We start from the raw sequence: 12,175 nt of genomic DNA, 5'->3' as shown, positions 1-12,175 counted from the left end.
ACGGCCCGCGACCCCGCCCGACGATACCGACGGCACCCCGGACGACGAGAGGACGACGGGGATCATCCTGTGGAGGGACACCGCCCTGGTCAGAAGCCGAGGCGGCCGAGCAGCTTCGGGTCGCGCTGCCAGTCCTTCGCGACCTTGACCCGGATCGACAGGAAGACCTGCTTGCCGACGAGCGGCTCGATCTGTGCGCGGGCGCGAGCGCCGACCTCGCGGAGGCGAGCGCCGCCTCCCCCGATGACGATGCCCTTCTGGCTGTCGCGCTCGACGAAGAGGTTCGCGTAGATCTCGAGCAGGTCGCGGTCGTCGCGCTCGATCATGTCGTCGATCGTGACGGCCAGCGAGTGGGGCAGCTCGTCCTCCACGCCCTCGAGGGCGGCCTCGCGGATGAACTCGGCGATCCTGTCCTGCACGACCTCCTCCGTGACGGCGTCGGCCGGGTAGAGCGGCTGCGAGACCGGCATCAGCTTGATCAGCTCGGTGGTGAGCACGTCGAGCTGCACGCCCTCGACGGCGGAGAGCGGGATGATCGCCTCCCAGTCGCGCAGCTTGCTCACGGCGAGCAGCTGCTCCGCCACGGCGGGCCGCGAGATCGTGTCGGTCTTCGTCACGATGGCGACCTTCTTCGCCCGGGGGAAGGCGTCGAGCTGCTCGTTGATGAACTTGTCGCCGGGGCCGATCTTCTCGTCGGCCGGCACGCAGAAGCCGATGACGTCGACGTCGCCGAGCGTCGTCTGGACGACGCTGTTGAGGCGTTCGCCGAGGAGGGTGCGGGGGCGGTGCATGCCCGGGGTGTCGACGACGACGAGCTGACCGACCTCGCGGTGGACGATGCCGCGGATGGCGCGGCGCGTCGTCTGCGGCTTCGACGACGTGATCGCCACCTTCTCGCCGACGAGGGCGTTCGTCAGCGTGGACTTGCCGACGTTCGGGCGGCCGACGAACGAGACGAAGCCCGCGCGGTAGGTGGACCCCGCCGGAGGCGCGGCGGAGGTGCGGTCGGCGTCGTCGGTGTTCGTCATGGTGCTTCTCTCGTCGTGGCGGGTGCGGGGTCGGCCTCGGCGGCCGTCAGGTCGGGACTGCGCTCGACGAGCACGGTCTGGAGGTCGTGCCGGCGGCCCTCGGTCCGGTCGGCGGTCAGCACGAGACCGGACACGGTCACGACCGAGCCCTTCTCGGGCAGCCTGCCGAGGGCCTTGGTGAGGAGGCCGCCGACGGAGTCGACGTCGTCGTCGTCGAGCTCGAGGCCGAACAGGTCGCCGAGCTCGTCGACGGGCATGCGCGCGCTGACGCGGAAGACCCCGGGGCTGACCTCACGGTGGGCGGCGACCGTGCGGTCGTACTCGTCGCTGATGTCTCCGACGAGCTCCTCGATGAGGTCCTCCAGGGTGACGAGCCCGGCGATGCCGCCGTACTCGTCGACGACCATCGCGAGGTGGTTCTTGTCGACCTGCATCTGGCGGAGGGTGTCGTCGGCCTTCTTCGACTCGGGGACGAAGAGGGCGGGGCGGGCGAGCGCCACGACCGGCGCCGAGTCGTCGCCGACGTGCTCGTGCAGGCGCCGGGCGAGGTCACGGAGGTAGACCACCCCGACGACGTCGTCGCTGTCGCGGCCGACGACCGGCACGCGCGACACGCCCCGGCCGAGGAAGAGGCTCATGGCCGAGCCGACGGTCGCGGTCGCCTCGACGGTCACCATGTCGGTGCGGGGCACCATGACCTCGCGGACGACGGTGTCGCTGAACTCGAAGATCGAGTGGATGAGCTCCCGGTCGTCCTCCTCGAGCACGTCGAGCTCGGTGGCCTCGTCGACCATGCTGAGCAGCTGTTCCTCCGACGAGAAGGACGCGGTGCGCGGCCGCCCCGGGGTGACCCGGTTGCCGACGGCGACCAGGGCGTCGGCCAGGGGGCCGAGCACGAGCCGCAGGGCCCGGACGAGCCCGGCCGTGACGACCACGAGCCCGCGGGCGTGGGCACGGCCGACGCTGCGGGGGCTCGAGCCCACCAGCACGAACGACACGACGGTCATGATGAGCGCCGACAGCAGCAGGGCCAGCCACCACTGGTCGACGGCCGTCGCGAACGAGAGCGTGACGAGCACGGCCGCCGACGTCTCGGCGACGATGCGCATGAAGTTGACGGCGTTGACGTGGGCGCCGACGTCGTCGGCGACGGCGAGCAGCGCCGCCCGGCTGCGCGGGGAAGCCTCGGCCTCCTCGTGCAGGTCGCCCCGGCTGAGGACGCCCAGGGCCGAGTCGACGGCCGCGAGCAGCCCTCCGAGGACGACGAGCACGACGGCCACGATGACGAACACGGTGACCATCACGGCGTCACCGTCTCTCGTCAGCGGCCGCGAAGGCGGCCAGGATCTCGCGCTGCAGCCCGAACATCTCGCGCTCCTCCTCCGGCTCGGCGTGGTCGAAGCCGAGCAGGTGCAGGACGCCGTGGCAGGTGAGCAGCAGCATCTCGTCGAGGGGCGAGTGGCCCGCCGTCGCCGCCTGCGAGACCGCGACCTGCGGGCAGACCACGATGTCGCCGAGCAGACCGGCCGGGGTGGGGTCGTCTTCCGTGCCGGGGCGCAGCTCGTCCATGGGGAAGCTGAGCACGTCGGTCGGGCCCGGCTCGTCCATCCATTGGACGTGCAGCTGCTCCATGGCGGCCTCGTCGACGAGCACGATCGCCAGCTCGGCCTCGGGGTGCACGTGCATCTGGTCGAGGGCGAAGGTCGCGAGCCGCTGCAGCGCGGCCTCGTCGACCTCGATGCTCGACTCGTTGTTGACCTCGATGCTCATCGGCTGCCTCCCGTCGACCGCGACGCCCCGTCGGGGGACGAGGGCCTCGCGGCCGCCGCCTGCTCTTCTCGGTGGGCGCGCTGCGCCTGCCGCTCGGCGTCGTACGTCGTGTACGCGTCGACGATCCGGCCGACGAGGGTGTGCCGGACGACGTCGTCGCTCGTCAGTCGGGCGAAGTGGATGTCGTCGATGCCGTCGAGCACGCGGGTCACGAGCTGGAGCCCGCTCGCGCCGGTCGGCAGGTCGATCTGGGTGACGTCGCCCGTCACGACCATGCGGGAGCCGAAGCCGAGCCGGGTGAGGAACATCTTCATCTGCTCGGGCGTCGTGTTCTGCGCCTCGTCGAGCACGACGAAGGCGTCGTTCAGGGTCCGGCCGCGCATGTAGGCGAGCGGGGCGACCTCGACGGTGCCGGCCGCGAGCAGCTTGGGCACGATCTCCGGGTCCATCATCTCGTTGAGCGCGTCGTACAGCGGGCGGAGGTACGGGTCGATCTTGTCGGTGAGGGTGCCGGGCAGGAAGCCCAGGCGCTCCCCCGCCTCGACGGCGGGGCGCGTGAGGATGATGCGCTGCACCTCGCGCCGCTGCAGGGCCTGGACCGCCTTCGCCATCGCGAGGTAGGTCTTGCCGGTGCCCGCGGGGCCGATGCCGAACGTGATGGTGTGCTGGTCGATCGCCTCGACGTAGCGGGCCTGGCCGAGCGTCTTCGCCCGGACGGACTTGCCGCGGCTCGAGACGATCGGCTGGCCGAAGACGTCCGCGGGCGCGGCCTGCCCGGAGTCGAGCAGCTTCGCACTGGTCTCGACCTCGGCCGGGACGAGGTCGTGACCGTTGCGCACCAGCGAGACGAGCTCGTCGACGAGCCCCCGGGCCCGGGCGACCGACGCCGCCGGCCCCTCGAGTCCGACCTCGTTGCCCCGCACGAGCACGCGGACGTCGGGGTACTGCTTCTCGACGGTCTTGAGGAGCCGGTCGTGGGGACCGAGCAGCTGGACCATCGCGACGCCGTCGACGGTGATGTCGACCCGGGTCGCGCCCTCGGCGCGGGCGTCGGAGCCGGTGGACGGAGTGTCGCTAGTGGGCAAGGGTGCCTTCCTGGAGGAGTCCCCCGAGCACGTGGGCGTGCACGTGGAACACGGTCTGGCCGGCCGAGGGGCCGGTGTTGAAGACGAGCCGGAACTCGCCGCGGCCGACCGAGAGGTCGGTGCCGTCGCCGGAGCGGAAGACGGCCGGGTCGGCCGACAGGGCCGAGGCCGTCGCCACGATCTCGGCGAGCAGCGCGGGGTCGCCCGCGGCCAGCTCGGCGACGTCGTGCCACCGCTCGGTCTTGGGGACGACGAGCAGGTGGACGGGAGCCTTGGGCTCGACGTCGCGGAACGCGATGACCCGCTCGTTCTCGAAGACGATGTCGGCCGGGATCTCGCGCGCGACGATGCGGCTGAAGACGGACGGCTGGTCGGAGCCGCCGGGGGCCTGGCTGGTCTGGTCGTCGGACATGCCGCTCATCGTACCGGCGGCCGGTGACACCGGCCCGACGTCGACGACGGGGCCGCCTACCAGCGACCGAGCCGCACGCTGAGGACGGCCAGGGCCGCCGGGCCCGCCGTCGAGGTCCGCAGCACGCTGTCGCCGAGCCTCGCGAGCGTGGCGCCCGCGTCGACGAAGAGGGCGAGCTCGGCGGGCGAGACGCCGCCCTCGGGGCCGACCACCACCGTGACGACCGAGCCCGCGCCTCCCTCGGGCGGGAGGTCGACCGCGGAGAGCGCGAGGTCGGCCGTCGGCTCCAGCACGAGCACCGGGCCGAGCACCGTGCGGGCCGCGAGCTGCTTCGTCGTCGCGAGGTCGAGCACCTCGGGCGCCCAGGGCCGGATCGCCTGCTTCGTCGCCTCGCGGGTGATCGCCCGCCAGCGGCTCGTGCCCTTCGCGACCTTGGCGCCCTCCCAGCGCGACACCGACCGCGACGCCGACCAGGGGACGACCTCGTCGACGCCGAGCTCCGTCGCGGCCTGGACGGCCAGCTCGTCGCGGTCGCCCTTGGCGAGGGCCTGGGCCAACGCGATCCGGACCCCGGGCCGAGGATGCGCGGTGACGGTCGCCGCCACCAGCGACAGCCGGTCGCCGGTCGCCTCGGTCACCTCGCCCCGCACGACCGTGCCGCGGCCGTCGCCGAGCGTGAGCTGCTCGCCGACCCGCACCCGGCTGACGGTGACGGCGTGCCGTGCCTCGGCGCCGGTGACCGTGACGGTCGAGCCGGCCACCGCCTCCGTCAGGTCGTCGACCAGGTAGAAGTGCGCCACGATCAGAAGTTGAGGAACCGGTCGCGCAGCTTGCCGAACAGGCCCTGCTGGAACTGCGACAGCTCGGGCGCCTGCTCGCGACGGCCGGCGGCGAACTTCTCGATCAGCTCGCGCTCCTTGTGGCTGAGCTTGGTCGGCGTCACCACCTGGACGCCGATCTTGAGGTCGCCGCGGCCCGTGCCGCGGAGCTTCGTGACCCCGCGGTCGCGGACGGTCAGCACGTCGCCGCTCTGGGTGCCCGGCTTGAGCTCGATCTCCACCGCACCGTCGAGGCCGTCGAGGGTCGTCTCGGTGCCGAGGATCGCGTCGGACATCTGCACCTCGAGCGTCGCGAGCAGGTCGTCGCCGTTGCGGCTGTAGGTCTCGTGGTGGCGGACCTTGACCTCGAGGTAGAGGTCGCCGTTCGGGCCGCCGGCCTGGCCGACCTCGCCCTGCCCGGGCAGCTGGAGGCGGAGGCCGGTGTCGACGCCCGCGGGGATGTCGATGGGGATGGTGCGGCGCGCGCGGACGCGGCCCTGGCCCTGACAGGTCGGGCACGGGTTCGGGATGACGGTGCCGTAGCCTCGGCAGGTGCCGCAGGGGCTGGAGGTCATGACGTTGCCGAGCAGCGAGCGGACCTGGCGCTGGATCTGGCCCGAGCCGTGGCAGATGTCGCAGGTCTGGGGCGAGGTGCCGGGCGCGCAGCAGGACCCGGAGCAGGTCTCGCAGAGGACCGCGGTGTCGACCTCGATGTCGCGCTGGGTGCCGAAGACGATCTCTTCCAGGTCGACCTCGAGGCGGAGCAGGGCGTCCTGGCCGCGCTCGCGACGCGACCTCGGCCCCTGGCGCTGGCCGCCGCCTCCCCCGCCGCCGAAGAAGGCGTCGAAGATGTCGCCGAAGCCCGCGGCGCCGCCTCCCCCGCCGAAGCCGGCCTGCGGGCCGAGGTCGTAGCGCTCCCGCTGCTGGGGGTCGCTGAGGACGTCGTAGGCGTGCGTGACGTCCTTGAACCGCTCGGACGCCTCCGGGCTGGGGTTCACGTCGGGGTGCAGCTCGCGGGCGAGCCGGCGGTACGCCTTCTTGATCTCCTCCGGGGTCGCCGAGCGGTCGACTCCGAGCACGTCGTAATGATCTGCCACTGGTTCTCGTCTGCCTCTGGTGTGCGTCTGCGCTCCGCGGGGGCCGCGGGGCGGATGTCTGGGTGGGATGTCTGCTGGTCGTGTGTCGTGTCTGGGGGTGGAGTCGGTGGTCGGGGCCGCAGGCCGGCGCCGGCCCTCGTCAGCGCTCGGAGAGCAGGGACGAGAGGTAGCGGGCGACCGCCCGGACCGCCGCCATGTTGGTGGAGTAGTCCATGCGCATCGGGCCGAGCACGCCGAGCCGGGCGATCTCGCTGCCCGACGACGAGTAGCCGCTCGCGAGGACGGACGCCTGCGAGAGCCCGAACGACTCGTTCTCGCGGCCGATGCTGGCGGCGACGTCGACGGCGTCGAGCTGCATCTCGCCGAAGAGCCGGAGCAGCGCCACCTGCTCCTCGATGGCCTCGAGGACGGGGTAGAGGTTGCCGCTGAAGTCGTCGCCGATGCGGACGAGGTTCGCCGCGCCCGCCATGACCAGGCGGTCCTGGCGGCCGGTGGCGAGCTGCTCGACGAGGCTCGCCACGAGGAGCCCGACGGTGGCCGCGCGCTCGGGCGGGTGCTGTGCCGGCAGGTCGGCCAGCGCCGTCGCGGCGGCGCTCAGGGCAGCCCCGCCGACGAGGGCGTTGAGCGAGGAGCGCAGCTCGCCGAGGAAGGACTCGTCGACCGGCGCGGGGAGCTCGACGACCCGCTGCTCGACCTGGCCCGTGTCGGTGATGAGCACCGTCATGACCCGGCGCTCGGCGAGGCTGACGAGCTCGACGTGGCGGACGCGGGCCCGCGAGAAGGAGGGGTACTGGACGAGGGCGACCTGGTTCGTCAGCTGGCTGAGCAGGCGGACGGTGCGGCCGAGGACCTCGTCGAGGTCGGTGGAGTCGCCGAGGAAGGTCTCGATCGCCTGGCGCTGCGCGGCGCTGAGCGGGCGGAGGTCGGCGAGCTGGTCGACGAAGAGGCGGTACCCCTTGTCGGTGGGGACGCGGCCGCTCGAGGTGTGCGGGGCCGCGATGAGCTCCTCCTCCTCGAGGAGGGCCATGTCGTTGCGGATCGTCGCGGCGGAGACGCCGAACTGGTGCCGCTCGACGATGGACTTCGAGCCCACGGGCTCGCGGGAGGCGACGTAGTCGTGCACGATGACGCGCAGCACCTCGAGCCCTCGTTCCGAGACCACCGCACACCTCCTCATCGCACCACGGGCCCGGTGCGCCCCGGGGGCGTCGACACGGACCGGCTGGCACTCGCCGTACCAGACTGCCAATGCTACGCCACCGGCCTGGCGGCACCTACTCGCGCCGCGCCTCCCTGTCCTATGCTCGGCGTGACGGACACCGGACCGCGCGGTCCGGTCGACGCCCTCGGGCACCGGCCCCTCCGGGGCGGGAGGCCGTCACCTCCGACCACGACGAACCAGGTGAGCAGATGACCGACACCCCGCCCGCAGAGCCGCACGACCCCTACGCGAAGCAGCCCGGCCAGGGCGGCCCGGCCGGCCAGCCCGGCCCGCCGCCGTACGGCCAGCAGGCACCCGGCCAGCAGGCGCCGCAGGGCGGCCCGCAGCCCTACGGCCAGCAGCAGCCCTGGGGGCAGCAGGCCCCGGGCGGCGGTGCCGGCTACCAGCAGGCCGGCCAGCCCCTCCGCCCCGAGGACGAGAAGCTCTGGTCGACGCTGATCCACGCGGGCGGCATCCTGTTCGGCTTCATCCCGGCCCTGGTCGGGTTCTTCGTCCTGAAGGACCGCGGGCCGTTCATCCGCGAGCACACGCGACAGGCGCTGAACTTCCAGATCACGATGGCGATCGCGAGCTTCGCCGGGGGTCTGCTCTCGCTGATCCTCGTCGGCTACCTCGTGCTGGCGGCCGTCGGCATCGTCATCCTCGTCTTCAGCATCCTCGCGGCCCTGGCCGCGAACAAGGGCGAGTACTACAAGTACCCGCTGACGATCGAGTTCATCAAGGCGTAGCCCGCCGGCGCGACAGCGTCGCCGCACCCACCGAGGCGCGTCTCCCCCGGGGAGGCGCGCCTCGCGTCACGCCGGGAGCAGCCGGCTGACGACGGCGTCGGCCATCAGGCGCCCGGTGCGCGTCAGCTCGACACGGCCTGCTAGGGCGGCGCGGCCGTCGATCCAGCCGTCCGCGATGAGCCCGGCGACCGCCGCCCGGCCCGTCGCGTCGAGGTCGCTCGTCGGCAGGCCGTCCCGGGTGCGGACGGCGAGCAGCACGCGCTCGACCCGGCGCGTCTCGGCGTCGAGGGTCTCCCGCCCCGCCCCGGGCGACTCCCCCGCGGTCATCCGCTGGGCGTAGGCGGCCGGGTGCTTGACGTTCCACCAGCGGACGCCGCCCACGTGGCTGTGCGCACCGGGCCCGACGCCCCACCAGTCCTGGCCCGTCCAGTACGACAGGTTGTGGCGCGACCGGTGCTCGACGCCCCTCGACCAGTTGCTCACCTCGTACCAGTCGTAGCCGGCCTCGGCGAGGCGGGCGTCGGCCAGCTCGTACATGTCGGCGGCCGTGTCGTCGTCGGGCTGCGCGACCTCGCCGCGACGGATCTGCCGGGCGAGCTTCGTGCCGTCCTCGACGATCAGGGCGTAGGCCGAGAGGTGGTCGGGCTCCTGCGCGAGCGCGACGTCGAGCGACCTCGTCCAGTCGTCGAGGGTCTCGCCCGGCGTGCCGTAGATGAGGTCGAGGCTGACGTCGAGGCCGGCCTCCCGCGCCCAGGCCACGACGAGCGGGATCCGCTCGGGGTCGTGGGTGCGCTCGAGCGTCGCCAGCACGCTCGGCACGGCCGACTGCATGCCGAAGCTGACCCGGGTGAAGCCGGCGGCCGCGAGGGCGCGCAGGTACTCCGCGTCGACGCTGTCCGGGTTGGCCTCCGTCGTGACCTCGGCCCCCGCCTCCAGCCCCCAGGTGTCGACCACGGCGCGCAGCATCGTCGCGAGGTCGGTGTGCGGCAGCATCGTCGGGGTGCCGCCGCCGAAGAACACGGTGGAGGCGCGGCGCGGCGGCAGGCCCGCCCGCTCGAGCACACGGCCGGCCTGGGCGACCTCGGCCACCGCCTGCGAGGCGTAGTCGTCTCGACGGGCCCCGCGCAGCTCGTCGCCCGTGTAGGTGTTGAAGTCGCAGTAGCCGCAGCGGACACGGCAGAACGGGACGTGGAGGTAGACGCCGAGGTCGCGGTCGGCGACGCCCTCGACCACGGAGGCGGGCAGGGCTCCGTCGGCGGGGGCCGGGTCGGCGACGGGGAGGGCTCCGGGCACCGTCAGTGGCCCGGACGCACGTCGCGGACCTCGTCGGGACCGTGACGGCGCGACTCCTCGTCGTCCGCCGCGGCCTCGGCGGCGGCCGCGAGGTCGACGTCGTCGACGCTCGGCACGGTCTCGCTCGCGTCGCCGGTCTCGTCGTTCTGGCTCAGGGCCTGGAGGTAGCGCTTCGTGTAGAGGGTCTGCGTGCGCTTCATGAACGGCGACACGAGGCGCCAGCGCCACGTGCTCGGGCGCGAGAAGGCACGGATCGTCAGCCACACCGAGCCGTCGTCGGTCTGGTCGACGATCCAGCTCTCTTCTCCGCTCTCGGGGTGGCCCTCGAGCGTGCCGTAGGCGAAGCCCTTGCGCTTCGGCTCGTCGACGACGTAGACGACCCGCACCGGCGCCTCCACCTGGCGGCCCCAGGCAGAGATGACGAGCGTCGCGGTCGTGCCGGCCGTGAGGAAGGGCGTGCCGTCGGGCGCGTAGCGCGACTCGTCGGGGCGCTCCTCGCTCCAGTGCGCCGGGTCGACCGGCTCGCCCGACTCGTCGAACGTCACCGGCACGTAGCCGGTGTCGTCGGCGGGCGGCACGTCGTCGACGCGCACCGTGATGCCGCTGCGCTCCTGGATCTTCCAGGTCAGGGCGGCGATGCAGGCCGCCTCGAAGCGCGCGTCGCCGTGGCCCACCCGGGTGCGGTACTCGACCGGGGTGAAGCCGACCGGCGGGTACTGCATCAGGTCGGCGGCCTGGGTGGCCCCGACCTCGCCGTAGGTGGTCCGGGTCTCGGTGTGGGTGGCTCGGCGCATGGGGCTACTTCTTGTCCTTCTTCTCCGTGTCGCCGGAGAGGGCGGCGATGAACGCCTCCTGGGGGACCTCCACGCGACCGATGGTCTTCATGCGCTTCTTGCCCTCCTTCTGCTTCTCGAGCAGCTTGCGCTTGCGGGTGATGTCGCCGCCGTAGCACTTGGCGAGGACGTCCTTGCGCATCGCGCGGATGCTCTCGCGCGCGATGATCCGCGCGCCGATCGCGGCCTGGATGGGCACCTCGAACTGCTGGCGCGGGATGAGCTCGCGGAGGCGCCCGGTCATCAGCACGCCGTAGGCGTACGCCTTGTCGCGGTGGACGATGGCGCTGAAGGCGTCGACCTGCTCGCCCTGCAGCAGGATGTCGACCTTGACCAGGTCGGCCTCCTGCTCGCCGGTGGGCTCGTAGTCGAGGCTCGCGTAGCCGGCCGTCTTCGACTTGAGGCTGTCGAAGAAGTCGAAGACGATCTCGCCGAGCGGCATCGCGTAGCGGATCTCGACGCGGTCCTCGCCGAGGTACTCCATGCCGAGCAGCGACCCGCGGCGCTGCTGGCACAGCTCCATGATCACGCCGACGTAGTCCTTCGGGGCGAGGATGGCGGCCTTCACCATCGGCTCGCGGACGCTGGCGATCTTGCCGCCGGGGAACTCGCTGGGGTTGGTCACGGTGACGGTCTTGCCGTCCTCCGCCGTGACCTCGTAGACCACGCTCGGCGCCGTCGTGATCAGGTCGAGGCCGAACTCGCGCTCGAGCCGCTCGGTGATGATCTCGAGGTGCAGCAGGCCGAGGAACCCGCAGCGGAAGCCGAAGCCGAGGGCCACCGACGTCTCGGGCTCGTAGACCAGCGCCGCGTCGGAGAGCTTCAGCTTGTCGAGCGCCTCCCGCAGGTCGGGGTAGTCGCTGCCGTCGATCGGGTACAGGCCCGAGAACACCATCGGGAGCGGCTCGGTGTAGCCCGGCAGCGCCTCGGTGGCCGGCTTCGCGTGGGTCGTGACGGTGTCGCCGACCTTCGACTGCCGGACGTCCTTCACGCCGGTGATGAGGTACCCGACCTCGCCGACGCTGAGCCCCGCGCTCGGCACCGGCTCCGGCGACGAGACGCCGATCTCGAGGATCTCGTGCGTCGACTTCGTCGACATCATCTGGACCTTCTCGCGAGGGTGCAGCGTGCCGTCGATCATCCGGATGTATGTCACGACGCCGCGGTAGCTGTCGTAGACCGAGTCGAAGATCATCGCTCGCGGCGGGGCGTCGGCGACGCCGACCGGCGACGGGATGCGGTCGACCACACGGTCGAGGAGCTCCTCGACGCCCATGCCGGTCTTGCCGCTGACGCGGAGGACGTCGGCGGGGTCGCCGCCGATCAGGCTCGCGAGCTCGGCCGCGTACTTGTCGGGGTCGGCCGCGGGCAGGTCGATCTTGTTGAGCACCGGGATGATCTCGAGGTCGTTCTCGAGCGCCAGGTAGAGGTTCGCCAGCGTCTGGGCCTCGATGCCCTGCGCGGCGTCGACGAGGAGGATCGCGCCCTCGCAGGCGGCGAGCGATCGGGAGACCTCGTAGCTGAAGTCGACGTGCCCGGGGGTGTCGATCATGTTCAGCGCGTAGGTCGCCCCGTCGCGCTCCCACGGCATGCGGACGGCCTGGCTCTTGATCGTGATTCCGCGCTCGCGCTCGATGTCCATGCGGTCGAGGTACTGGGCGCGCATGGCGCGGCTCTCGACGACGCCGGTGATGCCGAGCATGCGGTCGGCCAGCGTCGACTTGCCGTGGTCGATGTGCGCGATGATGCAGAAGTTGCGGAGTTGCTCGGGCGCGGTCTGGGCCGGCTCGAGTGCTCGGAGTGCTTGGGGGCTCACACGGTCCTCTGGGGGTGGCGGGCGGGGGTCCGAGCATTCTCCCACGCCCGCGACGCGGCGAGGGCCCGGCAGC

At 72.3% G+C, this 12,175-nt stretch carries 12 protein-coding genes; 1 reads left to right on the top strand and 11 read right to left on the bottom strand.

The window, feature by feature from the left end; translation table 11 throughout:
• Positions 1–89 precede the first annotated feature (89 nt).
• From era to hrcA, 8 genes are all read right to left on the bottom strand, one after another.
• Complete coding sequence (gene era, locus IFT72_RS03955) at positions 90–1,028, bottom strand: GTPase Era (protein WP_167259033.1); 939 nt, start codon at positions 1,026–1,028, stop codon at positions 90–92.
• On the bottom strand, positions 1,025–2,329 hold the full coding sequence (locus IFT72_RS03950; RefSeq protein ID WP_056054220.1) for a hemolysin family protein: 1,305 nt from the start codon (positions 2,327–2,329) through the stop codon (positions 1,025–1,027). The genes era and IFT72_RS03950 overlap by 4 nt, the downstream gene beginning before the upstream one ends.
• Before the next feature lie 7 nt (positions 2,330–2,336).
• Positions 2,337–2,798 carry an rRNA maturation RNase YbeY gene (ybeY, locus tag IFT72_RS03945; protein WP_056054216.1) on the bottom strand — a complete coding sequence of 154 codons (462 nt, stop codon included), beginning with the start codon at positions 2,796–2,798 and terminating at the stop codon, positions 2,337–2,339.
• Complete coding sequence (locus tag IFT72_RS03940; protein ID WP_371741154.1) at positions 2,795–3,883, bottom strand: PhoH family protein; 1,089 nt, start codon at positions 3,881–3,883, stop codon at positions 2,795–2,797. Before IFT72_RS03940 ends, ybeY begins: the two co-directional genes overlap by 4 nt.
• Positions 3,873–4,295: a histidine triad nucleotide-binding protein gene (locus IFT72_RS03935; RefSeq protein WP_192045617.1), complete on the bottom strand. Its 423-nt coding sequence runs from the start codon at positions 4,293–4,295 to the stop codon at positions 3,873–3,875. Before IFT72_RS03935 ends, IFT72_RS03940 begins: the two co-directional genes overlap by 11 nt.
• Positions 4,296–4,351: 56 nt before the next feature.
• Positions 4,352–5,095 carry a 16S rRNA (uracil(1498)-N(3))-methyltransferase gene (locus IFT72_RS03930; protein ID WP_192045616.1) on the bottom strand — a complete coding sequence of 248 codons (744 nt, stop codon included), beginning with the start codon at positions 5,093–5,095 and terminating at the stop codon, positions 4,352–4,354.
• A 2-nt stretch (positions 5,096–5,097) separates the two neighbouring features.
• The gene (gene dnaJ / locus IFT72_RS03925; RefSeq protein WP_167259029.1) at positions 5,098–6,210 is read right to left on the bottom strand and encodes a molecular chaperone DnaJ; all 1,113 of its coding nucleotides are present in this window, start codon (positions 6,208–6,210) and stop codon (positions 5,098–5,100) included.
• A 139-nt stretch (positions 6,211–6,349) separates the two neighbouring features.
• Complete coding sequence (hrcA, locus tag IFT72_RS03920) at positions 6,350–7,372, bottom strand: heat-inducible transcriptional repressor HrcA (protein ID WP_056054204.1); 1,023 nt, start codon at positions 7,370–7,372, stop codon at positions 6,350–6,352.
• A gap of 248 nt (positions 7,373–7,620) precedes the next feature.
• On the opposite strand from hrcA, the gene IFT72_RS03915 reads away from it, so the two are divergent.
• Positions 7,621–8,160 carry a DUF4870 domain-containing protein gene (locus IFT72_RS03915; protein ID WP_192045615.1) on the top strand — a complete coding sequence of 180 codons (540 nt, stop codon included), beginning with the start codon at positions 7,621–7,623 and terminating at the stop codon, positions 8,158–8,160.
• Between the two features lie 66 nt (positions 8,161–8,226).
• Here IFT72_RS03915 and hemW read toward each other — a convergent pair whose 3' ends face one another.
• From hemW to lepA, 3 genes are read right to left on the bottom strand one after another with little or no spacing between them, the layout of a single operon-like run.
• Positions 8,227–9,453 (bottom strand): radical SAM family heme chaperone HemW, encoded by a 1,227-nt coding sequence (hemW, locus tag IFT72_RS03910; RefSeq protein ID WP_192045614.1) that lies wholly within the window; start codon positions 9,451–9,453, stop codon positions 8,227–8,229.
• A 2-nt stretch (positions 9,454–9,455) separates the two neighbouring features.
• A complete protein-coding gene (locus IFT72_RS03905; RefSeq protein ID WP_082514327.1) occupies positions 9,456–10,247 on the bottom strand; it encodes a DUF1990 family protein in 792 nt (263 codons plus the stop codon).
• A gap of 4 nt (positions 10,248–10,251) precedes the next feature.
• Positions 10,252–12,102, bottom strand: coding sequence for a translation elongation factor 4 (lepA, locus tag IFT72_RS03900; RefSeq protein WP_056054197.1), 1,851 nt, complete (start codon positions 12,100–12,102; stop codon positions 10,252–10,254).
• Positions 12,103–12,175 lie beyond the last annotated feature (73 nt).

This window comes from Frigoribacterium sp. CFBP 8754 (assembly GCF_014841815.1).
In the GTDB taxonomy this organism is placed as follows: domain Bacteria; phylum Actinomycetota; class Actinomycetes; order Actinomycetales; family Microbacteriaceae; genus Frigoribacterium; species Frigoribacterium endophyticum.
Note: the sequence above shows the minus strand (reverse complement) of the source record. Positions and strands in the feature narration are given on the sequence as shown.

What these genes read in the sequence shown, in the direction of transcription:
- IFT72_RS03935 (WP_192045617.1), bottom strand. Translation starts at nt 4,295, where the DNA reads ATGTCCGACGACCAGACCAGCCAGGCCCCCGGCGGCTCCGACCAGCCG.
- ybeY (WP_056054216.1), bottom strand. Translation starts at nt 2,798, where the DNA reads ATGAGCATCGAGGTCAACAACGAGTCGAGCATCGAGGTCGACGAGGCC.
- IFT72_RS03915 (WP_192045615.1), top strand. Translation starts at nt 7,621, where the DNA reads ATGACCGACACCCCGCCCGCAGAGCCGCACGACCCCTACGCGAAGCAG.
- IFT72_RS03950 (WP_056054220.1), bottom strand. Translation starts at nt 2,329, where the DNA reads ATGGTCACCGTGTTCGTCATCGTGGCCGTCGTGCTCGTCGTCCTCGGA.
- IFT72_RS03905 (WP_082514327.1), bottom strand. Translation starts at nt 10,247, where the DNA reads ATGCGCCGAGCCACCCACACCGAGACCCGGACCACCTACGGCGAGGTC.
- era (WP_167259033.1), bottom strand. Translation starts at nt 1,028, where the DNA reads ATGACGAACACCGACGACGCCGACCGCACCTCCGCCGCGCCTCCGGCG.